Origin of the sequence: Chryseobacterium sp. T20 (assembly GCF_047345655.1) — a bacterium.
GTDB lineage: Bacteria > Bacteroidota > Bacteroidia > Flavobacteriales > Weeksellaceae > Chryseobacterium.
Window position 1 is genome coordinate 248,600 of the sequence record NZ_JBLFDU010000005.1, and the last position, 22,597, is coordinate 271,196.

At 35.9% G+C, this 22,597-nt stretch carries 22 protein-coding genes; 6 read left to right on the forward strand and 16 right to left on the reverse strand.

Translation table 11 applies throughout. The features are described 5' to 3' along the window. The first annotated feature begins 100 nt into the window (after positions 1 to 100). Together ACMA47_RS14355 and ACMA47_RS14360 are read left to right on the forward strand one after the other, a co-directional pair. The gene (locus ACMA47_RS14355) at positions 101 to 427 is read left to right on the forward strand and encodes a hypothetical protein (RefSeq protein WP_413930309.1); all 327 of its coding nucleotides are present in this window, start codon (positions 101 to 103) and stop codon (positions 425 to 427) included. Positions 428 to 568: 141 nt separating this feature from the next. Further along, positions 569 to 1,015 carry a KTSC domain-containing protein gene (locus tag ACMA47_RS14360; RefSeq protein ID WP_034695549.1) on the forward strand — a complete coding sequence of 149 codons (447 nt, stop codon included), beginning with the start codon at positions 569 to 571 and terminating at the stop codon, positions 1,013 to 1,015. 150 nt (positions 1,016 to 1,165) lie between these two features. Here the strand turns inward: ACMA47_RS14360 and ACMA47_RS14365 are convergent, their stop codons facing one another. From ACMA47_RS14365 to ACMA47_RS14385, 5 genes are all read right to left on the reverse strand, one after another. After that, positions 1,166 to 4,354 (reverse strand): efflux RND transporter permease subunit, encoded by a 3,189-nt coding sequence (locus ACMA47_RS14365; protein WP_034695550.1) that lies wholly within the window; start codon positions 4,352 to 4,354, stop codon positions 1,166 to 1,168. Positions 4,355 to 4,361: 7 nt separating this feature from the next. Further along, on the reverse strand, positions 4,362 to 5,423 hold the full coding sequence (locus tag ACMA47_RS14370; protein ID WP_413930310.1) for an efflux RND transporter periplasmic adaptor subunit: 1,062 nt from the start codon (positions 5,421 to 5,423) through the stop codon (positions 4,362 to 4,364). A 9-nt stretch (positions 5,424 to 5,432) separates the two neighbouring features. Next, on the reverse strand, positions 5,433 to 6,785 hold the full coding sequence (locus ACMA47_RS14375) for a TolC family protein (RefSeq protein WP_413930311.1): 1,353 nt from the start codon (positions 6,783 to 6,785) through the stop codon (positions 5,433 to 5,435). Positions 6,786 to 6,874: 89 nt separating this feature from the next. Next, complete coding sequence (locus tag ACMA47_RS14380; RefSeq protein ID WP_034695556.1) at positions 6,875 to 7,468, reverse strand: TetR/AcrR family transcriptional regulator; 594 nt, start codon at positions 7,466 to 7,468, stop codon at positions 6,875 to 6,877. A 249-nt stretch (positions 7,469 to 7,717) separates the two neighbouring features. Continuing rightward, positions 7,718 to 8,542 carry a S1 RNA-binding domain-containing protein gene (locus tag ACMA47_RS14385; RefSeq protein ID WP_114821279.1) on the reverse strand — a complete coding sequence of 275 codons (825 nt, stop codon included), beginning with the start codon at positions 8,540 to 8,542 and terminating at the stop codon, positions 7,718 to 7,720. A 140-nt stretch (positions 8,543 to 8,682) separates the two neighbouring features. Between ACMA47_RS14385 and ACMA47_RS14390 the strand changes: the two genes are divergently transcribed. Then, on the forward strand, positions 8,683 to 9,129 hold the full coding sequence (locus tag ACMA47_RS14390; RefSeq protein WP_413930312.1) for a hypothetical protein: 447 nt from the start codon (positions 8,683 to 8,685) through the stop codon (positions 9,127 to 9,129). Between the two features lie 24 nt (positions 9,130 to 9,153). On the opposite strand, the gene ACMA47_RS14395 is transcribed toward ACMA47_RS14390, so the two are convergent. From ACMA47_RS14395 to recQ, 11 genes are all read right to left on the reverse strand, one after another. Beyond that, entirely contained in the window at positions 9,154 to 9,945 is a 792-nt protein-coding gene (locus tag ACMA47_RS14395) for an SDR family NAD(P)-dependent oxidoreductase (RefSeq protein WP_413930313.1), read from the reverse strand. 44 nt (positions 9,946 to 9,989) lie between these two features. Further along, complete coding sequence (locus tag ACMA47_RS14400; RefSeq protein ID WP_413930314.1) at positions 9,990 to 10,571, reverse strand: TetR/AcrR family transcriptional regulator; 582 nt, start codon at positions 10,569 to 10,571, stop codon at positions 9,990 to 9,992. 63 nt (positions 10,572 to 10,634) lie between these two features. Beyond that, positions 10,635 to 11,555, reverse strand: a complete 921-nt coding sequence (locus tag ACMA47_RS14405; RefSeq protein WP_413930315.1) for a helix-turn-helix domain-containing protein — start codon at positions 11,553 to 11,555, stop codon at positions 10,635 to 10,637. 17 nt (positions 11,556 to 11,572) lie between these two features. Continuing rightward, on the reverse strand, positions 11,573 to 12,406 hold the full coding sequence (locus tag ACMA47_RS14410) for an SDR family NAD(P)-dependent oxidoreductase (RefSeq protein ID WP_413930316.1): 834 nt from the start codon (positions 12,404 to 12,406) through the stop codon (positions 11,573 to 11,575). Positions 12,407 to 12,526: 120 nt separating this feature from the next. Then, complete coding sequence (locus tag ACMA47_RS14415; protein WP_413930317.1) at positions 12,527 to 13,393, reverse strand: DUF4476 domain-containing protein; 867 nt, start codon at positions 13,391 to 13,393, stop codon at positions 12,527 to 12,529. Between the two features lie 121 nt (positions 13,394 to 13,514). Then, the gene (gene lpdA, locus ACMA47_RS14420) at positions 13,515 to 14,918 is read right to left on the reverse strand and encodes a dihydrolipoyl dehydrogenase (RefSeq protein ID WP_034695570.1); all 1,404 of its coding nucleotides are present in this window, start codon (positions 14,916 to 14,918) and stop codon (positions 13,515 to 13,517) included. A 130-nt stretch (positions 14,919 to 15,048) separates the two neighbouring features. Further along, complete coding sequence (locus ACMA47_RS14425) at positions 15,049 to 15,435, reverse strand: cupin domain-containing protein (RefSeq protein ID WP_413930318.1); 387 nt, start codon at positions 15,433 to 15,435, stop codon at positions 15,049 to 15,051. A 50-nt stretch (positions 15,436 to 15,485) separates the two neighbouring features. Beyond that, a complete protein-coding gene (locus ACMA47_RS14430) occupies positions 15,486 to 15,836 on the reverse strand; it encodes a hypothetical protein (protein ID WP_413930319.1) in 351 nt (116 codons plus the stop codon). A 75-nt stretch (positions 15,837 to 15,911) separates the two neighbouring features. Next, on the reverse strand, positions 15,912 to 16,997 hold the full coding sequence (locus ACMA47_RS14435; protein ID WP_413930320.1) for a glycosyltransferase: 1,086 nt from the start codon (positions 16,995 to 16,997) through the stop codon (positions 15,912 to 15,914). A gap of 10 nt (positions 16,998 to 17,007) precedes the next feature. Next, the gene (locus tag ACMA47_RS14440) at positions 17,008 to 17,562 is read right to left on the reverse strand and encodes a hypothetical protein (protein ID WP_413930321.1); all 555 of its coding nucleotides are present in this window, start codon (positions 17,560 to 17,562) and stop codon (positions 17,008 to 17,010) included. A 1-nt stretch (position 17,563) separates the two neighbouring features. Continuing rightward, positions 17,564 to 19,768, reverse strand: a complete 2,205-nt coding sequence (gene recQ, locus ACMA47_RS14445) for a DNA helicase RecQ (protein WP_034695580.1) — start codon at positions 19,766 to 19,768, stop codon at positions 17,564 to 17,566. A 158-nt stretch (positions 19,769 to 19,926) separates the two neighbouring features. Here recQ and ACMA47_RS14450 point away from each other — a divergent pair, with 158 nt between their 5' ends. The 3 genes from ACMA47_RS14450 (at position 19,927) to tatC (ending at position 22,378) form a co-directional block, all read left to right on the forward strand. Then, positions 19,927 to 20,886, forward strand: a complete 960-nt coding sequence (locus tag ACMA47_RS14450) for a KpsF/GutQ family sugar-phosphate isomerase (RefSeq protein WP_413930322.1) — start codon at positions 19,927 to 19,929, stop codon at positions 20,884 to 20,886. Positions 20,887 to 20,998: 112 nt separating this feature from the next. Next, complete coding sequence (locus ACMA47_RS14455) at positions 20,999 to 21,484, forward strand: hypothetical protein (protein WP_413930323.1); 486 nt, start codon at positions 20,999 to 21,001, stop codon at positions 21,482 to 21,484. 66 nt (positions 21,485 to 21,550) lie between these two features. Beyond that, positions 21,551 to 22,378, forward strand: a complete 828-nt coding sequence (gene tatC / locus ACMA47_RS14460; RefSeq protein ID WP_183037386.1) for a twin-arginine translocase subunit TatC — start codon at positions 21,551 to 21,553, stop codon at positions 22,376 to 22,378. Positions 22,379 to 22,597 lie beyond the last annotated feature (219 nt).

Sequence of the window (22,597 nt, forward strand, 5' to 3'; positions counted from 1 at the left end):
GTGAAATCAAATTGGGATATTCTTCAGTGCTATTGATATTAGAATTGATATAAAGATTAAATTTTATACTTTTATTCCAACTTTAACAAACTTACATAAAATGTCTCCAGAAGAATTTGTAAAAAACTTTTATTTAGAGAAACAAAATATTCTTCATTCCAGTTTTGATAATCAAATGGAATATAGAAGCATGACTTCAAAAAAAATTGAAGAATTAAATTTGGACGAAATTCAAACCGAAAAATTAAAAGAGATAGTTTCAGGTCTTCTTACTGATACATTTTACACAATCCTTGTGGGTTTAGATGGCGCTGCAAGTATTGGTAGCATACAACAGTCTTTTAAAATTTATGATGAAAAGAATAATTTAATATCAAAAGATGGAGATTTAGAAGGATATGCCTATGAGTATTTTCACGGAGAATAAAAGCATGATATTTGAAATTTTTAATCTCTATTCCTTTTACTTTCAGAGCTATTCAAAATTAAAACAAATTAATAATGAATAAGTTATGATTTTATGGATTTAATTTCTTAATTTTGCACCCCGAAAATAAGGATTAGAGATATGAAAAAAATTGGTGAACACAGAACACTTCTTGGAGTTGATAAAAATGTTACTTTAAGAGAATTAAAGACGATTTACAGAAATGTGATGAAAGATACCCATCCTGATAAATTCATTAATGATGAAGCAGGAAAACAGGAAGCAGAAGAAAAAAGTAAGTCTGTGATTGAAGCCTACCATTTTTTGGTAAGTATTAATCCTGAAACGCAGGAAAAATATAAAGAAGAATATACTGAAACCATTACAAAATCTAACATTCAGGATTTTTATCTGGAGAAATCAATTTTAATGGTTCAGCATTTGAACGGAAATATGTATGAGTATATGGGTGTTCCAAGAAATACCTATATCAAAATGGTTAACGCTGATTCACCAAGCCGTTTTGCAAGAAGACACATCTACGGAAACTTTGTTTACAGAAAGTCCGGAGAGGCTATGGCAGATTAATTTTTTCCATTACAATATAGAAGAGCTTCCAGTTTTACTGGGAGCTTTTTTTGTTGCCAAAACCTATATAATCCAATTTTAAATCATCAAATATCAACAAAAAAGCGCCTCAGAAAATCTGAGGCGCTTTCGGTTAATTAAAGGTTTAATTTATTTGTCTAAATGTTTAGGAGTAAATCCGTCTTCATTCAGTTCTCTGTGTACATAATCTGCTTTCATTTCAGCTTCGTAGTCTACTTTAGTATCTTTACCCATTCTTCTCAGAACAGAGTCAAATAGAGAGTATACTACCGGTACAATGATCAATGTAAGGAATAGTGATGATGTCAAACCACCGATTACTACCCATGCAAGACCTTTATTCATCTCAGCTCCGGCCCCTGTTGCCAATGCGATCGGTAACATACCGAAGATCATCGCAATGGTGGTCATAAGGATCGGACGAAGACGGGCGTGATTCGCTTGAACCAAAGCATCGTGAGTATTGGCACCTGCTGCTTTTCTTGCATTCGTAAAGTCAACGATAAGGATCGCATTCTTCGCTACCAGACCAATCAACATGATCATCCCTAACATGGTGAAGATGTTCAGTGAGTTCGCAGTTAAGGCAAGAATTACCATTACCCCGATCATCGCTAACGGGATTGAGAACAATACCACGAAAGGATATACGAAACTGTCATATAGGGAAACCATTACCAGGTATACCAATACGATCGCTGCCAATAATGCAATTCCTAACGTACCGAAACCTTCCTGCTGGTTCTCCATATCTCCACTCCAGATGTAATCTACACCCACAGGTTTTTTGGTGCTGTTCATGAACTGGTTCGCCCACTCATTAGCTACGTCCCCAACTGGTCTACCTACTGCTTTCGCTCTTACTTTTACAGAAGGAGATTTATCTCTACGTTCAAGTAAGCTTGGTCCTGAACCCATTTTTACATCAGCAAACTGGCTTAAACGAACCTGCTGTCCCTGAGGATTTGTAAACATAAGGTTTTTAACGTCATCAATAGACTGTCTGTTCACATCCCCGAAACGGATATTGATATCATATTCATATTCTCCGGCTCTGAACTTTCCGTCAGTATTTCCGTTGAATGCGGTCTGCATCGTCTGTCCTACACTTGAAAGGTTTAAACCTAAAGCAGACATTTTATCTCTGTCAATACTTACCTGAACTTCAGGACTACCTGTATCTGTTGACAATTCAGCATCTACTGCCCCAGGAACTTTTTTCAATAGTTCAAGGATTCTGGTTGCTTCTTTTACTGCTGTAGCGTTATCCGGAGCGGTTACAACCATCTCAATTGGAGCATTTTCTGCACCCATGATACCGATTGGAGCCGTTTTAAATTCAACTCCTGTGAATTTCTCCTCTAGCTGTCTTTTAATTTTTGCAGCTTTGATATTGGTACTTTCTGTACGTTCAGATTTATCTGTTAAGTTTACCTGAACCTCAGACTGGTAAGTGGTTGCCTGAGCTCCACCAAAACCTGTAGACTGCTGTCCAACTGTTGTAATAAGGTCTACAACATCTTTATCATTTCTTAAGAATTTTTCAACGTCTAACGTTAACTGGTTTGTTTTTTCAACGGTTGCATCTTTTGACAATTCCATTTGTACCAGGAACTGACCACGGTCGATTGGTGGGAAGAACTCACCTCCAATGAATCCGAATGCTACCAGCATGAATGAACTGATTAAAACAATAAACGTAATCACCACTGTTGAAATTCTTCTTAAGGTCGTTTTCAGACACCACTCAAGGATATCGGTGATCCAGTGTGTGAATTTGTCAATTAATCCTTCAAACCAAAGAATGAATTTCTCAAACCAGTTTTTACCTGTTAAATGCTCTAGCTTACCGAATCTTGATGACAACCAAGGAATGATGGTAAATGAAGCCAATAATGATAACAAGGTGGCAATAACGACCGTGACGCAGAACTGTGCAAGGATATTGGCTACAAGACCTGAACTCATCGCAATCGGTAAGAATACCACCACAATTACCAGGGTAATCGCAGCAACGGTAAATCCGATCTCTGAAGCTCCGTCATACGCTGCTCTGATCTTACTTTTACCCATCTCCATGTGACGGTAAATGTTTTCCAGTACAACAATCGCGTCATCCACCAGGATCCCTACCACAAGGGATAGTCCCAGTAAACTCATTAAGTTCAAAGTATATCCCATCAGGTTCATTCCGATGAACGCTGCCACCAATGAAGCCGGGATAGAAACCATTACGATGAATGCGTTTCTGATACTGTGAAGGAATAATAACATTACAATTGCCACGAGGATAATCGCTAAGAATAAGTCGAAAATAACGTGGTTGGCAGATTCAAGGGTAAATTCTGTCGTATCGTTTACGATTTTTACTTTTACTCCCTGAACTTTATAAGCTTCTTCTACTGTTTTAATTGTTTTCTGAACACTTTCAGATACCGCTACCGCATTCGCATCAGATTGTTTTTTAACCTGCATTAAAATGGTAGGAAACTGATTGAATCTTGCTACTTTTTCAACATCCTTTTGAGAGTCAAAAACTGTTGCGATATCAGATAAACGTACTTGTGCTCCATTTTTGTTAGAAACAACAAGGTTGTTCATTTCCTCAGTTGACTTATACTTTCCTGAAAGTCTGATCGTAGATTTTGTAGTTCTCGTTTTCAAACTTCCTGTAGGGAAGTCAAGGTTTGATGAAAGAATGGCCTGTTGTACATCCCCAATTGAAAGTCCGTACCCCTGTAATTTTTTCTCATCAAGATTTACCTGAATTTCTCTCTCCTGTCCACCTACAAGGTCCACCTGAGCCACACCGTTTACACGGGAGAAAATAGGTTCAATCTTTTTATCCAATAGGTCATAAAGGTCCTTACTGTTCAGTTTATCCGATGAAATACTCATCGTGATAATAGGTAGGTCATCTAAGGAGAATTTATTCAGAGACGGTGCTTTTACATCTTCCGGAAGGTCTGCCAGAATAGCATTTACCTTTCTTTGGGCATCATTCAAAGCGTAGTCTACATCGGCACCATCGTTCAGCTGAACCATGATTACGGATAAGCTTTCGTATGAAGAAGATTCTACTTTTTTAACGTTTTCCAAAGAACCTACGGCATCTTCAATCTTTCGGGTCACGGAGGTTTCCACCTCTGCAGGTGAAGCTCCCGGATAGACCGTAGAAATGGTTACCATGTTGGTTTCAAACTTTGGAATCAATTCGTATCCCATGAGCGTATAACTCAGGATACCTCCCAACGTCAGAATTGTAAATAATACAATTACCAGCGAGGGTCTTTTAATCGATATTTCTGCTAACTTCATAGATCTACTACTTTATAATGTTCACTTTAGATCCATTGTCCAAATTGATCTGTCCGCTGGTTACTACCTGTTCTCCTCCATTCAATCCGCTTAACACCTGAACTTTATCTCCATAAACTTTTCCGATGGTTACTTTGATCAATTTAGCAACTCCATTCTGAACAACGAATAATTGTCCTGAGCTTACTCCATTTACAAACGCTTCTGCAGGAACGGTCAGCATATTCTGAGTTTCCGCACCATTGTTTGTACTGAATTTAGCAGTTGCATACATCCCTGCTTTCAGGTTTCCTCTGTTTTGTACTTCAATTTCTACAGGGAAATTCAGAGAAGCATCACTTTTAGGAGCGATGAAAGTAATTCTCCCTACGAAAGAATCTTCAGGTAAAACATTTACTTTAATCGGAACTTCCTGACCTAACTGGATTTTTCCGATCTGGCTTTCATCTACTAAAACAGAAAGTTTAAGGCTGTTGATATTTACGATTTCAAACATGGACGTTCCAGGAGAAACTACTGTTCCAGGTTCAACCATTTTCTTGTTGATGGTACCGCTGATTCCCGCACGGATGCTTGTATCATTTACTTTTACGCTTTGTGCTCTAACCGCAGCCTGCATATTTTTCAGCTGTAATCTTGAGTTATCAAGCTGTTGTTTTGTAACTCCACCTGTTTTGTATGCGTTTTCATAGCGTTGGTTATCCATAATAGCATTCTGAAGATTATTCTGAGCCTGGGTAACATCTACTTCAATAGCATCTCTTTTAATTGTTGCTAAAACCTGACCTGCTCCAACTCTTGAACCTTCTTTTACCAAAACGCTTACAATACGTCCTGAGATTTCAGAAGACTGGTTCATTTCCTGTTTTGGAATGAAAGTACCATTGGCAGAATAGTCTGTATCAATATTTTCTCTTGCAACCGTTACAATATTGACATTGATTTTATCTACCTGCTTGGCAACTTCTTTTACTTCCTGCGTCTGCTTTTCTTTGTTACCAGCAATCTTATACGCGGCTAACCCTACCAGTACAGCTGCTACGATGATATATATTAAAGTTTTTTTCATTTTAGTTTATTATAAGTTTTGTAGTGTGTTTAGTTCACCCTTAGCTTTTATCAGCTTAATCTCAGCCTGTTTGTAATCTAACAATGCATTAGAATAATTCTGTTTAGCCTCTGTCAAAGCATTTTCAGAATCCAGTACTTCTGTAAGGGTTGCCAAGCCATACTGATAGTTCGACTGAGTATTTTTCTGAACTCTTTCTGCCAATCCTACATTATCTTTCATGCTTTCGATATTAATCAATGCATTTTCCATATTGGTAACTGCATTTTTATAATCTAAGCTTAAGCTCAACTGAGTGTTTTCAATATCAACATCAAGATCCTGAATATCAATTTCAGCCTGGTTGATCTTCGCTTTTGTAGCTCCTCCCGTGAAAATAGGGATATTGACATTCAAACCAATGGCTGAATAATCACTCCAAAGAACGCCTCTGCTAAGACCGTTTGTCAGTGGGAATTTTGCTCCGTTTGCGCCCCATCCGTAGTTCGCTGTAAGATTTACTGACGGATAAAGATAAGCTTCAGTCGCCTTTTTATTGAAAACCAAAAGTTCTCTGTTTTTATTTAAAACTTTAAGCTCTGTACGATCATTAAGATTTACGTTGCTCGCAATCAGTTCAGGCTTTGGTTCGATTTCTTTTTCTTCAAGCTCGATGTCTGTAGAAATCGGGATTCCCATATAAAACTTCAGGGCATTTTTTGAAAGTTCAACAGAGTTGATTAAGGTCTGCTTATTGGAACCAATATTGGTAAGCTGAACATTGGTTCTGTCTAAATCGATTGATTTTGCCAAACCGTTATCAACTAAACTTTTAATAACATTTCTTACTTTTTCAGTATTGGCGTAGCTGGCAGTTACCGTTTTAAGGTTTTCTTCCTGTACAAACACCTGATAATAAGCTGTTGCTACATTTTCAATAATCTGTTCATTGGTTAACTGAGCATTCAGTACATAAAACTCTCTTGTTGATTTTGCCGCTTTAAGTCCTGTAAATACTCTTTGATCAAAAATCGCCTGCTGAAGTTGTACAGAAGCTGTTGAACCCCAAGGCTGCCCAAATTGAGCTCTGATTTTCTCTCCTCCAAATTCCAGTAAAGATTCCTGAATAATTGGATTATAGGTTAATCCTGCCGTCGCACTCACCTGTGGAAGGGCACCAGCTCTGGCTTCATCAATTTTAAATTCGGCTTTTTTGACCTGTAAAGCAGCTTTTTTAGCTTCTGCTTTATTTTGGAGTGCCTGTTTTATTGCTTCCTGCAGGGAAACCTGCTGCTGGGCAGACATCAGTGTTGAGCCGAAAATCATAAATGCTGAAGCTATCCCAATTTTTAGCTTTGTAGCAGTTATACGTTTTCTATTCATAATTTTATACTTCGTTTATTTTTTATTTAATTTTCAGTCATTATTTATTTCTATTTGACGAATCATTTTCAGAAATACTTTAGTTTTTTTTAGTTTTTGAACAACATATTGATAATAATCTCTTTTCTTTCAGAAATAATCTTATCATATTCTTCATCATTTATTAAAAGATTTTCCATAAATAATGGTCTTATTGCACTTGGGAATACCAATAGCGCAACCATATTCAGAATAAACTGAACAGGTGCCATTTTCTCAATATTTCCCAATTCCATTTCTTTTTCAATATCCTTGTACATATCGTTCAGGATATCTTCTTCAATTTCTCTCTGATGGCAGGTTCCTTTATTGATCTGGGATACGATATACGTTTCCAGATACGGATACTGAAGACTTGTAGAAAGACTACTTTCTATGAATTGGCTGATCTTCTCTTTAAAAGGCAGATCAGAATTCTGAATGATCTTCGATTTTTCCTGTTCTACTCTTTGCGCTTCATCAAAGATGATCTGGATAAGCTTATCTCTTGAACGGAAATAGTAATTAATAAGGGTTCTGTTCACTCCAGCTTCATCTGCAATCTCCTGCGTAGTAGCATCAAATTTTCCTTTCACAAAGAATAAATTCTTCGCTGTCTCCTTGATCAATTCCTGTGTTTGGTCTTTTTTTGCTTGATTTGACATTTTTGTTAAACAAATTTGTGCAAATTTATAGTAAAAAATATTTTTGACAAAATTGTTAAACAAAAAAATTAAACAAAAATGTCATGACATCCATCATGTCTATAAATAAAAATTTCTAAAAAGAATCTTCTCTTTAGAAATAATTAATGGTACCAATTCCTCTTTCGGAAGAATCTACAATAGTTGAATTCTGATTAAGAACAGATGGTAAAATAAAAACGAGCAGAAATTTCTGCTCGTTTTTTGTTTTTATAATAATTTGATCTTATCGTCTGAAATATCGATGATTTTATCTTTATAAAGTCCTCCGATCGCTTTTTTAAAGTTTTTCTTACTCATCTGAAGTTCATCTTTAATCTCTTCAGGTGAAGATTTATCAGATACATACAGAAGTCCGTAGTTTTCTTCCAGTTTGTTCAGAATCTTTTGTTTGAACTCATCAATATTTTCAAATCCTTCCGGCTGTAAAGAAACATCTATTTTACCGTCTTCACGAATAGCTTTGATAAATCCTGTTTCTTCTGACAATGGATACAGTTTTTTGAAAACATCGGAAGCGTAGATCAAACCAATGTATTGTTTGTTGATAATGACATTCCAGCCCAGTTCACTTTCATTCATCATGATCAGGTCTACTTTGTCTCCTTTTTTGAACGGAAGCTCATCATACTGAGGATTTCTCTTGAATTTCGTAGTACCGGTAATCAGTTCCATATCTTCGTCTACATAGATATAAACCAGGTATCTTTTCCCTTCGATGATTTTGGTTTTCTGCTGCTTGTAAGGAATAAATAAATCTTTAATGATTCCCCAGTCCATAAAAGCTCCGCTTGGAAGACTTTGTACACAGCTCATTACCGCAAATTCACCTACTTCTGCCAATGGAATTTCAGTAGTTGCTTTTAATTTATCGTCATCCTGATACACAAAAACTTCAACCTCCTCACCTGTTTCTTTTTCATCCTGAATAAAGATTTTAGGCAGAAAAGCCTTTTCACCGGATTCATCCACAAGGATCCATCCTGAATTAATTTTTTCTGAAATTGTTAAAGTTTGAGTTTTTCCGAGTTGCATTGATGATAAAATTAGCTGACAAAGGTACGGAAATTTGAAGATGCTATCCTAGTCAATGCTATTATAATTCTTTTAAAGACTTATTTCTATTTTTTATAAAGCCTCTAAAAACCCTTACATTTGAACAAAGAAAAATAATCATGAAAAAATATTTCACCCTGCTTCTGTTTCTTTCTGCCTTCTTTTCAAAAGCTCAATTGCTTGAGAAAACAGCGGTCAATATTTCATATCGCTATACCGGAAGAAATGTTTTGCAGGCTGGATTAGAATACAGATGGGGCGAAAGCTATGACGGTTCTATTATTATTGGTCCTTCCCTACTTTATACGCGTGTAAATAAGACCGAAAAATTCATCCCTGAGATCAATATCAATCTTCTCCGTGCCGGACTATTGCTGGGAATATCCGGTAATCCGTATTCAGTAGAACCCAGAATTGGTGTTTCATTATTCAATGCAGTGTTTTTGAATAGCGGCTATGCCTTTCCTATTCACAGGGAAAAATATTTTAAAGGGGTAACTTTTGGAATCCAGTTTAATATCGCTCCGAAACATTCTAAGTTTTATGATAAACTGAAAGTCATGTAAATCAACCCTTTTATTTTTCATTCACTAAATTATTTTCAAAACACCGCTATCTGCTCTCAAACTTGCTCCATTAATGGCTATAGAAAGCGGACTTGAAAGATATACTGCCAGACTGGCAATCTCCTCCGGATTGATAAATCTTTGCAAAAGGATATGGGGATTTGAATTCTGGATAATAATCTCTTTCATTTGATCAACGGTCAGATTTTGTCCTTCTGCGATCTGCTCTACTGTGCTGGCTACTCCATCCGAATAAGTAGGTCCTCCCAAAATTGTATTAACGGTAACAGCAGTTCCTTTTGTAAGCTTAGACAAACCATTGCTTAAAGCAGACATTGCAGCCTTTGTCATTCCGTAATGAATCATATTTTCAGGAACATTGACTCCTGATTCGCTGCTGATAAAAATAATTCTCCCTGAGTTCTTCTTAATCATCACGGGAAGAAGTTTTCTTGATAAACGCATCCCACTCATCACATTGACTTCGAAATAATGGTACCAGTCTTCATCTGATATTTCATAAAAATCATCAATTCCAAAAACACCTACGTTATTGATAAGAATGTCAATATCTGTAAGTTCTTCGGAAAGCTTGATAATATCTTCTTTTTTAGCAAAATCTGCGGCAATTCCTGATACATCAGCCTCTGGAAATTCCTGCTGAAGTTTTTTAACTGTCCATTCCGTCTTTTCATCGTTTCTTCCATTGATAATAACGGATGCTCCTTCTTCTAGTAATTGTTTTGCTATTGCAAATCCTATTCCCTGTGTGGATCCGCTAATAAATGCTTTCTTTTCTTTTAGTTCTAAATTCATTGTTTTATTTTTGTAATGATCGTTAAATAAATAAGTAAAAAAATTTAATGCAACACCTGCAATTGCAATTCAATCTGAGTTTTCAAAGTTTTTTGATCCGGATAAATCCTGCGAAGGGAATTGATTCCGCACCAAAACGTAATCAGGTATTTCCCTAAAACCTCTGCAGGAAGCGTTGATTTCAGATTTCCTTTATTTTGTTGTTCCTGAATAACTGAAGTATAGAGTTTTTCTGTTTCCTTTAATATTTCCACAGCCTCTTCTTTTAAATTTTCATCTACAAATGTCATTTCAACAAGCGTATTGGCAACGATACAGCCCTTCATATGATCATTATAATCAGCGTTAGCAATATTTAAAAAGAAATTTTTAATAAGCCCAATCGGATCTCCGCTCTTTTCTAAAGCATGTTTGAAGTTTTCAAAATCTTCTTTGCGTTGTTCCAGACTTTTTTTAAAAAGTTCTTTCTTTCCTCCTTTAAAAGCGTTATACAAACTTCCGGCACCTGCTCCGGTTGCAACACTCAGATCAGTAAGGGAAGTTGCAGTAAAACCTCTTTCCCAGAAAATTTTCTGAGCTTTTAAAATGAGTTCTTTATCCTGATGAATATTGGGTCTTCCTTTCATTTGTTTATTATGTAATGATTGTTACAAAAATAGAAAAAAAAGATATAACTTTAGGTTATTTTTTTAATTAAAGGACTTTCTGAACTCTAATGGAGTCTGTTTTGTATTTTTTTTGAATAGTTTACTGAATGACTGAGGATATTCAAATCCTAATTGATACGCAATTTCACCGACTGTAAAACCGGATGCTGATAATAATTCTTTCGCTTTCTCTATTAAATGTTCATGAATATATTGCTGGGTACCCTGTCCTATTGTTTTACGCAGAAGATCAGTCAGATAATCAGGTGAAAGATGAAGTTCGCTGGCAAGATACTGAACTGTTGGCAATCCTTGAGTAAGCGTCTTTTCGTGATTGAAATAGTCTTTTACAATTTGTTCAAGTCTGGCAAGAATATCATTATTTACAGCCTTTCTGGTGATGAACTGTCTGTTATAAAAACGATTGGAATAATGAAGCAAAAGGTCTACATGAGATACGATAACATCCTGACTGTAATAATCTATATTATTCTTCAACTCTTCCTGCAATTGCCTTAACAACGATGAAATGGCCATGTTCTCTTTTTCCGAAAGATGCAATGCTTCCGCAATGGAATAAGAGAAAAAGCCATACTCATCTATTTTTTTTCCCAGAGGATATGAACGAATCAGCTCAGCCTTAAATACCAACATATATCCCTCAACAGGATTATCTTTTATGGATGTAACCGAAAATACCTGTCCTGGTTTTGTAAAAGTCATCAATCCACCCGCAAAATCATAATCTTTAAGTCCGTATTTAAGATTCCCATTGCTGCCTTTTTTAAGAACAATACAGTAAAAGTCATTGGTAAAATGTTTCCATATATCGCTATGCTGATAGCTTAATAATTCAAAATCAATTACGCTTATTAAGGGATGATCAGGCTGAGGAAGAGCAAACAAATGATGCAGCTCCGAAATGGATTTTATGATATACGGTTCTGAATAAGGCTTTTTCATTGATTCAAATGTACATATTATTTAAAATCTGTAGAAAAAGAAAGATCTTTCCACTGTTCCAGTTCTGTTATCTCATTTTTCCTTTGTTCAATAATGGATTCATAACTGTCTTTTCCTAAAATCAGATGCAAAGGAGGTTCATTTAAGTTACTAATATGATAAAGCACCTGAGCCAGTTTTACGGGATCACCAGGCTGATGACCATGAAAGTTTTGAAGTGTACCGATATGCTGATCCAAACGATAGCTTTCAATTCTATTTCTTGCCGCTACCAAAGTGGTTTCACTCATAAAACCTGTCCGGAACATCCCGGGAGCCACCACTGTTACCTTTACACCAAATGGTTTAACCTCCTGTGCAAGAGCTTCAGAAAGACCTATTACCGCAAATTTTGAAGCGTTATAACTTCCGGTATTAGCATATCCGATATACCCCATATTTGAAGAAATATTGATAATATGTCCTGATCTCTTATTTCGAAGAAATGGCATCGTGTGTCTGATCACATTCGCCATCCCAAACAGATTTACATCTACCGTTTTACGGAATTCTTCATCACTGATCTCCTCGATACTGCCCACTAAATAATATCCCGCGTTATTAAGGACAACGTCAATAGCTCCAAAGTGTTCAAGTCCTTTTTCTACTGCTTCTTTTACTACTTCATCATTGGTGATATCTACTTTCAAAGCGATAAAGTCACTATTCTTTTCTCCAAAAAGCTGTACCAGATGTTGTATATTTCGGGAAACAGCTATTACTTTATCTCCTTTATTTAAAACTTCTTTCACTACCTCCAGCCCCATTCCTCTTGAGGCGCCAGTTATTAACCATACTTTTTGCTTGCTCATAATCTTCTTTTAATTAATGATGCAAAGTTCGGATTTGGAAAAACTCAGAAAGTGTTCAGATCAGGGTTTCTTGTATTCAAATCCAAGGTATAAATTTCGTTTAGGAGAAAACCTGTTTTACTATAAATTTGAGATATAATCCATCAGTTCACGCTTGCTGCTTTCAAAATCAAAAGCATCATAAACCAAGAAATAACGGTCTTTATCTGCACAATTGCGGTACATCGATTTAGCAAGAGCCAATTTCTTATTATCAAAACTAATGGCTTTCACCAGATCTCTTATTTGTGCGGAAGTGAACATAGAAGTACGCATCTGCTGATTAATCATCTTAATTTTTCCATCATCAAAACTCTCATTGCTCATCATCATATCAAAAAACTGACGGAAAGAATGAGTATCCATCACATTTCCCTGCAGAGGCCAGTCTCCGGAGTGATTTCCATAAGGATTGTTCCAGATATCGTTCCAGTCATTAAAACCATATTGATTTTGTACAGGATAAGAATCCAGAAGGTATAGACCTTCATTGGTAAAGAAATCCAGAACCATTCTGTTGTTATTTCGAAGCATCAATGTTGTTCTGTAGATCAGAAAACCATTTTCGTAGATTGAAATGGGCATTCTTCCTGAGGACAGATCAAAGAACCTGTACTTTCCGGAATTGTTTGCCATCATCTGATCGCCAACTTCCACAGTAAAAAATCCCTGCTCAGGAATTCTCAGAAAAACTTCTGCATAACCGTAGTTTCTATTCCACTGATAATTAGGATTTTTTATTCTATTTTCATTTCCTCTTCTCTGAGGAGTTGTATTATTTCCAGATCTCGGCTGATCAAAAGTTTTATTTCTTTCGTCCGGACTTTTAGAGGTTCTCATTTCTGTAGTGGAAGCCTCATTTTTTAATAATTCTCCTGCCTTTCCTGCTTCCTGTGCCCATGAACTGATTCCCGCAAAAAGCATCCAACTGATAAAAATCTTTTTCATACATGAAATTTTCAAAAACCATCTCCATTTTCATGCCAAAAGCAGTACAAAAAAGGCTGCTTCAATAAGAAACAGCCTTTAATTTTTTAATATTTAAATGATTAAATCTTTTAATCAAATATTACATATGAATAGGTCTTTTTGCCGTAGCATCCAATGCAGCTTCTTTAATGGCTTCTGCATAGGTAGGGTGAGCGTGAGAACTTCTTGCAATGTCTTCAGCACTTGCACGGAATTCCATTGCGATTACCCCTTCAGCAATAAGGTCAGCAGCTCTTGCTCCTACGATGTGCATTCCTAAAACCTCATCTGTTTTTTCGTCTGCAATAATCTTCACAAGACCATCGATATCACCACTTGCACGGCTTCTACCCAGAGCTCTCATTGGGAAAGATCCTACTTTGTAAGCAACACCTTCTTCTTTTAATTGCTCTTCAGTTTTACCAACTCCTGCAACTTCCGGCCATGTATAAACAACACCAGGAATCAGGTTATAGTTGATGTGAGGCTTTTGCCCTGCTAGCGTTTCAGCAACGAAAACTCCTTCTTCTTCAGCTTTGTGAGCCAACATCGCACCTTTGATAACGTCACCGATCGCATAGATATTAGCAACATTGGTCTGTAAGTGGTCGTTTACTTTTACTCTTCCTCTTTCGTCAAGCTCTACACCTGCTTTTTCAAGACCAAGACCGTCTGTATAAGGTTTTCTACCTACAGAAACTAAACAGTAATCTCCTTCTACTACTACTTCAGCTCCTTTTTTATCTTTAGCGGTGATCTTTACAGTATCTCCATTTCTTTCAACCGCAGAAACCGCAGTAGAAAGCATAAACTTCATTCCTTGTTTTTTAAGAACTTTAGTCAATTCTTTGCTTAAAGCTCCATCCATTCCAGGGATGATTTTATCCATAAATTCAACAACAGTCACCTGAGCTCCTAGTCTTAGGTACACAGAACCTAGCTCAAGACCGATAACTCCACCTCCGATTACTACTAAATGCTTAGGAATTTCTTTAAGGTTTAAAGCTTCCGTAGAAGTAATCACTCTTTCTTTATCTAAAGAGATGAAAGGCAGTGTAGTTGGTTTAGAACCTGTTGCAATGATGGTATATTTAGATTCGATCGTTTCAGAAGAACCGTCGTTTTTTGTTACTTTAATCTGAGTAGCAGATTCGAAGCTTCCTACTCCTTCAAAAACAGTAATCTGATTTTTGTTCATCAGATAGCTGATTCCGTCTGTATTCTGCTTGATCACTTCGTTTTTACGCTCGATCATTCTTGCGATATCCGCTTGCGGCTCATTGATGATGATTCCGTGACCTGCAAAATTATGTTTTGCATTTTCGAAATGCTCAGAGCTGTCAAGAAGCGCTTTTGACGGAATACATCCAACGTTAAGACAAGTTCCGCCTAAAGTTGAATATTTTTCAATAATTGCTGTTTTGAAACCTAACTGTGCTGCACGGATAGCAGCAACATAACCACCGGGACCAGAACCTATTACGGTAACATCGAATTGACTCATGTTATTGTATGAATTTGTTTATTATTATCTATCTTAATTCTCACAAATTTACATATAAATTACCAAGCACCAAAGTGAGTTTTATCAATTTTAAAAATGATAATTATATGCTTTAGTTTTATGAAAAATGTTATTTTATGAACTTTATATTTTCCTCATTCCCTTCTTTGAGATAAATTGCGGTAAAGACAAGGGGTTTTTCAGGTGATGCATTATCAAAATGAAGGATTTTCACATTTTTAGGTTCATAAAAAGCATCTCCTTCATGAAGTACCACTTTTTCTTTTCCTTCGATCTGAAAAACAGCTTCACCGGAATTGATGATTCCCAAAACGGGACAGGGGTGCAGATGTTCCGGAGCTCCTTGTCCGGCAGCCATCGTTATTTCCTGAATCTCTGTAGATTTCACTTTCTGATCAAGAGCTGTTTTTAACAATTCCTTTCTGGAAATAGTCTTCTGCTGAGCCGTCATTACAACAGCATTCAGCATCAAAATAACAATGATAAATGGCTTCATTGATTGGATGTTTATTTTTATGACTTATTCTAATTCAATCAGCATAAGTTTTACAAACCTATATTCAATTTTCCTTGTCCAAACTCGCCCGTACTTTCAAAAAACGAACCGCCATACACATACCATTCAAGGCTTTCCAGAAATTCTACTGCATTTTCCGGGGTGATTTGAGGACGATCTTTTTTCGAAACAATTCCTTTGTACCATCTTCCCGATTTGGAAAAGCTTTCATATTCCACAAAATAATGAATCCATATTCTCTGGCATAACTTGCACTGTTGAATCGTTACTTCTCCATACCTTCCGTTGGTATGATCAATTCCTAATGCCGAGCTTCTATATTCTGTATAACTGGAGTTCGGTTTCTCACAGGCGCATCCTAATTTTTGGATTTTATTCATGAATGAAAAATTGGTTTTCAGATAAAATTTAAAGCTCCAAAAGTAAGGAATTAACCCCCTATAAAACAAATGGGGCTATGAAGGTTTGATCAGATCCAGTAGAACCTTTTCGTATTTATCCATAATAATATTCTTAGAGAACCTTGATTTAATAGAGTTTTTTATGGCGTCTCTGTTATAGTTATTCTGAAGAACATTCACAATCTGTTGGGCAAAACCGTCATAGTTTTCAATATTGGCAACTTCACCGTTTACATTGTGCTGGATAATCTCATTAATTCCTCCGGGACAGTTATTAGCTAAAGAATAAGTTCCGCAAGCTCCTGCTTCCAGAAGAACGTTGGGAAAACCTTCGTATCGTGAAGAAAGCACAAATAAATCAGCATATTTCAAATATTGATAGGGATTTTCCTGTCTGCCATGGAAAATCACTTTTTTTAATCCTAAAAGCTCTTTCGTCTGAAGCAGAAGATCTTTGTCTTTTCCATCTCCTAAAATATGAAGCATAATGTTTTCATTCTTCAGCCTTGAAAAAACTTTCAGTAAGTTATCAAACCCTTTTCTGGAAGACAGATTTCCGATGGCTACTACATTTTTATAATTGTATTTGAAACATTCCGGTTTTAAAGAAATAGACATTTTATCTTCAATAAAGTCAAAGTCTACAGGATTATTGATCTTGACAATTTTTTTCTTTTTAATATTAAAATTATCCACAAGATCTTTCATCATATCATCACTTTGAGCGATGATTCTCTGATAGTTATTGTAAAAATTATAGAAAAATTTAATCTCTTTGCGGGTTACATGCTGAGTCACCACATTGGTTTCCCTTGCAATGAATTTTGTTCTCGGAAAAAGCCTTATGAATAATGATAAATAAGCATTGACTTCACCAAAACCGGAGAATACAATATCAGGTTTTCTTCTATAGATTTCTCCTAAAATGGGTTTTAAAGAATGTCTTATTCTTTCGGTATTGATATCGATAATTTCGACATCTTTTTTCAGAAAATTCAAATATCCGCCTTGTTTACGTAACAGCAAAATCTTAGGCTCAAACCTATCTCTGGAAAGATGATTCGCTATTGTGGTAACAATCCTTTCTGCGCCCCCGGTTTCTAAGTCCGGCAGAATAAATATGACAGATATTTTTTTCATCAGTGTAAAGTTAGTAAAAAGTTTTGTTAACCTTCAAGCCCATTTCGTTAAATAAAGGTATAATTTCGTTAATGTTTTCAACACTTAGAAAGGCATATTTATCTTCAGTAAAATTGACTCCTCTTCTTCCAAAAAAAGAAAAACTCTCATCATCTTTACCAAAAAAACTTTCAGGTTCACCAAAGATGATATTCCCAAAATGAAGGGTATTCATTTCAGCATTTACCTCCTTTATTTCATTCAGATCTTTATATTTTAGAACCTTCCCGCTTCCCTTTTCAACGATAGCTATCCTTTGGTTTGTAATTACATAATAGTTATTTTTCAGTTTCCAATACTTTACAATCCATCTGAAAAAAGTAACGTATAAAGCATTACAAAAAACCCCAATCCCTATTATTGAAAAGAGCCAAAAACTGGAATTTAAGCTACTCGTAATAAAAAAAACACCAATTGCAAGGTAGAATACAGAAAAAGCTGTTCTCAACTTTTCTGTCATATTAAAAAAGAAACTCTTCTTAGGAAGAATTTCTTTTTTAATTATTTCGTTATTGTTTAAAATCATTTTAGTTGGCTACGTCACTAATGAATTTAATTCTCAACATTCTTACTTCTTCATCAGACAGTTCATCCCCGAATTCATCCAGTAATACTTTCATACTATCGCTTTCAGATTCGTTCATGAATTCCATGAATCCGTCTACAATGTCTTCATCAAAATTATCTTCAATATAGTAATCAATATTCAGCTTTGTTCCCTGATAAACAATCCTTTCCATTTCTTTCAAAAGTTCATCCATAGAAAGGTTTTTAGCTCTTGCTATATCTTCAAGGTCAATCTTTTTATCAGTGCTCTGGATGATGAAAACTTTATGGCTGGATTTATTGGCCACCTGCTTCAATACCATATCCTGAGTACGTTCGATATTGTTATCTTCTACGTATGTTTTGATGTAATCTGCGAATTCTTTACCGTATTTTTTGGCTTTTCCTTCACCTACACCATAGATTTTGGTGATCTCATCTACACTTATTGGATACTGGACAGTCATATCCTCTAAACTCGGATCCATAAACACTGTATATGGAGGAATTCCGTGTTTTTTGGCTACTTTTTTTCTCAATTCTTTCAACAGATTGAAAAGGTTCTGATCCAGCCCTCCTCCAGCCTGCTGCTGTACCTGATCGCTCTCAGCTTTTGCCTGAGTAAGATCAAATTCACGGTCTTCAGCAATTAAAAAGATGTCTTTAGATTTACCATTCAGGACACTTTTTCCTTTTTCTGTAATTTTTAAAACCCCGTAGGTTTCAATATCTTTCTGTAGAAAATTCTGAACAGTGGCCTGTCTCAAAATTGTTTTCCAATAATTATCTTTTTCATCTTTTCCAAAACCAAAATGAGAACTTTGCTCTAATTTATAAGATTTTGTTACTGCATTTTCCTTTCCTACGATAACGGAAATCAGGTCTTTAGATTTGAATTTTTCCCCTGTATCATTGATCAACGCCAATGACTTTTCGAGATCTGTCGTAGCATCCTTCAATTTTGGAGGATTGGATGAGTTGTCGCACATTTTAGCTCCGTCTCCGTTTACCGGATCGAAACTTTCTCCAAAATAGTATAGAATATATTGTCTTCTGCTCATGGAAGTTTCGGCATAGCCTACCACTTCATTGAGAAGCTGTAATCCGATTTCTCTTTCTGAAACAGGTTTTTGAGCCAGGAATTTCTCCAGTTTTTCAATGTCTTTCGGGTCATAGAATGCCAGACAGTGACCTTCGCCTCCGTCTCTTCCTGCTCTTCCGGTTTCCTGATAGTAGCTTTCCAATGATTTTGGGAAGTCGTAATGAATTACAAAACGGACATCCGGCTTATCAATTCCCATCCCGAAGGCAATCGTGGCTACAATTACATCTACTTCCTCCATCAGAAATTTATCCTGATTGGCTACTCTGACTTTTTGGTCAAGACCGGCATGATAAGGAAGTGCATTGATTCCATTCACCTGCAGAAGCTGGGCAAATTCTTCAACTTTTCTACGGCTCAGGCAGTAAACAATTCCTGATTTCCCTTTATGTTGATTGATAAATTTAACGATTTCCTTATCTACATTGATTTTAGGACATACTTCATAATATAGATTAGGACGGTTGAAACTTTCTTTAAACACCAATGCGTTCGTCATTCCTAAAGTTTTCTGGATATCATCCTGAACCTTAGGAGTAGCAGTAGCCGTTAAAGCAATCACCGGTACATTGGCGATTTTGTCAATAATCTGTTTCAGATTTCTGTATTCCGGTCTGAAATCATGTCCCCACTCTGAAATACAGTGGGCCTCGTCGATAGCAAAGAAAGAAATTTTCACTTCTTTCAAAAAATCCAGGTAATCATCTTTAATTAATGATTCAGGAGCTACATACAGAAGTTTGGTTTTGCCGCTTTTGATATCGTCAAAAACCTGTTTGGTCTGCGTTTTGTTTAATGATGAATTCAGTACGTGTGCTACTCCATCATCTGATGAAAGACCGTTCACCGCATCTACCTGATTTTTCATCAACGCTATTAAGGGCGAAACTACTATTGCTGTTCCTTCCGAAATAAGTGCCGGAAGCTGATAACATAATGATTTTCCGCCACCTGTAGGCATTAAAACAAATATATCCTTCCCATTCAATAGGTTGTCTATAATTTGTTCCTGCTGGCCCTTAAATGTAGAAAACCCAAAATACTTTTTCAATTCGCCTGATAAATTGGCTTTTTTTGCGCTCATCTAATTTTCTATTGCTAAATTTGCATCTCACCCAAAGTTATAAAAATTCTGCTTAAAATAAAAGCGAACGAATTTATAAAAAATAAAATTTATATTAAATATTCTTTTTAAAATATAACGTTTTTTATAAACTTTTTTGTATACCTTATCATCATAAAATGGATAGAACCAACATTATATCAATTGCAAAAAGCACTTTAGAAATAGAAATTTCTGAACTAGAAAAATTAAAAAACAGAATTGATGACCAATTTGCACACGCTGTAGAGATCATTCACTCGGCAAAAGGAAAGCTCATTGTAGTAGGAATAGGGAAATCTGCCCATGTGGGTAACAAAATTGTGGCTACCTTAAATTCTACGGGTACACCTTCTCAGTTTTTGCATGCTTCGGAAGCTATTCATGGAGATCTTGGAGTCATTCAGAAACAGGATGTTGTTTTATGCATCTCGAATTCCGGAAATTCTCCTGAAATTGCCAATCTGGTTCCTTATTTAAAGGATTATTCTTCTGCTTTGATCGGAATGACTGGAAATAAGACCAGTAAACTGGCTGAGTTTTCAGAAGTTATTCTGGATACTCATGTGGACGTTGAAGCTTGTCCGAATAAACTGGCACCTACAAGTTCTACAACTATACAAATGGCTTTGGGAGATGCTTTGGCAGTTGCCTTAATGGAGCTGAACGATTTTAAAGCTAATGATTTTGCCAAATTCCACCCTGGAGGAAGCCTAGGAAAGAATCTTACTTCTAAAGTAGAACAGTTTCTTTCTTCGCAAAAACCTCAGGTAACAGAAGATTCTTCCATAAGAGATGTCATCATTTCCATCAGTGCTTCAAGCCATGGAATCACAGTCGTAACCAATGAAGATCAGATTATTGGGGTTATTACAGATGGAGATTTGAGAAGAATGCTGATGAAAGGAGAAGATATCAGTAAAGTATCGGCTAAAGATATCATGTCTGCCCGTCCGAGAACGATTGAAAAAGAAGCTCTGGCGAAAGAAGCCATGAAAGTACTGAAAGAAAATAATATCGGCCAGCTGGTAGTAACGGAAAACGGAAAATATTTCGGGATTATAGACCTGCATAAACTGTTAGACGAAGGGATTAACTAGAATTCAAATAATAGATTTCAGGCATTATGCCTTCGGAGCAGCGTTTTCTATTGAATATTTCTAAGGTATTATGATGATTATTCTTTACTTACTGATTCTATTCCCAATATTTTTGAAAAAATATCTTGATTATCAGGATTCACAAAGAAATAAGATGCATCATCTTCCGTTGGAACCTGATCATAGACCTGAATATTCTACTCATGATAGAAATCTGTACTATGATCAAAAAAGTCAGGACTATTTTGACCTCGTTGTCCGAGGTCTGATCTTCTGTACTTATGATGATAAAAAGTTCAATTCTGTTGCAGACTGCCTGTCCCTGACAGATATCGGAGAAGATTTACGTATATTTTCATATAGTGAAGAAATAGAATCGTTATTCAGAAATAAGTTCATCAACGAATCACTGAGACAGAAAATATCAGATTTTAAAAAGGTTACGGATGAAGTCACTGAAGAAGAATGGGTTTTCGAATCACTAGATCTTAGCCATGATGAAAGGTGGAAAAAAATCAACGTAGCTGCAGAAGACCTTTTAACAGAAATGAATATTGAAGAAAGGGATTTTGATTTTGCTTTATATGTACCACGATAATTTTAGAACCTAACATCGGTCATTTAATTAAATATTTTATAAATTTGCGCTTTAAAATTTTATTCTGTGAGTGATGGTAAAGACATGTCCTTCCTTGGACATATAGGAGAATTAAGAGGGCATCTGATCCGTTCGATTATTGCTATCATAATTGCGGCTTTTGTGGTTGGTTTTAATATCAACTGGATTATGGACCATATCTTTTTTGGACCTACCAGAAATGATTTCCCGACTTTCAGAGTGGTTAATCATTTTTCAAGAATGATTTTAGGAGAAGACAGTATTCATCTTCCAAAGGACTTCCCTGTTCGTGTACAGAGATTGTATCAGCAGTTCAATGTAATGATGGCTGTTTCAATTTTTGGTGGAATGGTGGCTGCATTTCCTTATATTGTATGGGAACTGTGGCGTTTTATTGGTCCTGCTTTACATCCGAGAGAGAGAAAAAATTCTATTTATATTATCAATGCGGTATGGATTCTTTTCATGACCGGAGTATTATGTGGTTATTTCCTGATTCTTCCGTTCGCCGTTAATTTCGGGGTTATTTTTAAGATCTCAGACATTATCGTTCCGCTTTATGATTTAAGTGATTATACCACTTTATTTTTACAGGTGGTTTTGGGTATGGGTGTTATTTTCCTTTTCCCGATTTTGATCTACTTCCTTACCAGTATAGGAATTCTGACGCCTACATTTATGAAGACCTACCGTCGTCATGCTATTGTTCTGATTATGGTAGTGGCTGCAATTATTACCCCGGCAGATGTTCTAAGTATGCTAATGGCTGCATTCCCGCTCCTTATCTTATATGAATTCAGTATTATGATGTGTACCTTCACTTATAAAAAAGTACAGAAGAGCAACGGAAATCTTCCTGCAGTACAGAAATAAAAGTATTTTTTACTAATAAAAGCTTAAGTGCTACTATTCAATTGAATGGTAGCACTTTTTTTATTTAAAAAAAATTAACATTAATTATATTTATTCTTAATATAATTAAAAATAACGATAAAATTCAACTAAAATTATAAAGTTGGGAGTAATTAACAATGTATCACTAACCAAAGATTTAAAAAAATATACTATATTTAAAACCTTAATAACAATCAA

Bases quoted from the DNA above. Each gene is read 5' to 3' on its own strand.
- ACMA47_RS14355 (WP_413930309.1), top strand. From the start codon at position 101: ATGTCTCCAGAAGAATTTGTAAAAAACTTTTATTTAGAGAAACAAAAT.
- ACMA47_RS14360 (WP_034695549.1), top strand. From the start codon at position 569: ATGAAAAAAATTGGTGAACACAGAACACTTCTTGGAGTTGATAAAAAT.
- ACMA47_RS14365 (WP_034695550.1), bottom strand. From the start codon at position 4,354: ATGAAGTTAGCAGAAATATCGATTAAAAGACCCTCGCTGGTAATTGTA.
- ACMA47_RS14370 (WP_413930310.1), bottom strand. From the start codon at position 5,423: ATGAAAAAAACTTTAATATATATCATCGTAGCAGCTGTACTGGTAGGG.
- ACMA47_RS14375 (WP_413930311.1), bottom strand. From the start codon at position 6,785: ATGAATAGAAAACGTATAACTGCTACAAAGCTAAAAATTGGGATAGCT.
- ACMA47_RS14380 (WP_034695556.1), bottom strand. From the start codon at position 7,468: ATGTCAAATCAAGCAAAAAAAGACCAAACACAGGAATTGATCAAGGAG.
- ACMA47_RS14385 (WP_114821279.1), bottom strand. From the start codon at position 8,542: ATGCAACTCGGAAAAACTCAAACTTTAACAATTTCAGAAAAAATTAAT.
- ACMA47_RS14390 (WP_413930312.1), top strand. From the start codon at position 8,683: ATGAAAAAATATTTCACCCTGCTTCTGTTTCTTTCTGCCTTCTTTTCA.
- ACMA47_RS14395 (WP_413930313.1), bottom strand. From the start codon at position 9,945: ATGAATTTAGAACTAAAAGAAAAGAAAGCATTTATTAGCGGATCCACA.
- ACMA47_RS14400 (WP_413930314.1), bottom strand. From the start codon at position 10,571: ATGAAAGGAAGACCCAATATTCATCAGGATAAAGAACTCATTTTAAAA.
- ACMA47_RS14405 (WP_413930315.1), bottom strand. From the start codon at position 11,555: ATGAAAAAGCCTTATTCAGAACCGTATATCATAAAATCCATTTCGGAG.
- ACMA47_RS14410 (WP_413930316.1), bottom strand. From the start codon at position 12,406: ATGAGCAAGCAAAAAGTATGGTTAATAACTGGCGCCTCAAGAGGAATG.
- ACMA47_RS14415 (WP_413930317.1), bottom strand. From the start codon at position 13,393: ATGAAAAAGATTTTTATCAGTTGGATGCTTTTTGCGGGAATCAGTTCA.
- lpdA (WP_034695570.1), bottom strand. From the start codon at position 14,918: ATGAGTCAATTCGATGTTACCGTAATAGGTTCTGGTCCCGGTGGTTAT.
- ACMA47_RS14425 (WP_413930318.1), bottom strand. From the start codon at position 15,435: ATGAAGCCATTTATCATTGTTATTTTGATGCTGAATGCTGTTGTAATG.
- ACMA47_RS14430 (WP_413930319.1), bottom strand. From the start codon at position 15,836: ATGAATAAAATCCAAAAATTAGGATGCGCCTGTGAGAAACCGAACTCC.
- ACMA47_RS14435 (WP_413930320.1), bottom strand. From the start codon at position 16,997: ATGAAAAAAATATCTGTCATATTTATTCTGCCGGACTTAGAAACCGGG.
- ACMA47_RS14440 (WP_413930321.1), bottom strand. From the start codon at position 17,562: ATGATTTTAAACAATAACGAAATAATTAAAAAAGAAATTCTTCCTAAG.
- recQ (WP_034695580.1), bottom strand. From the start codon at position 19,768: ATGAGCGCAAAAAAAGCCAATTTATCAGGCGAATTGAAAAAGTATTTT.
- ACMA47_RS14450 (WP_413930322.1), top strand. From the start codon at position 19,927: ATGGATAGAACCAACATTATATCAATTGCAAAAAGCACTTTAGAAATA.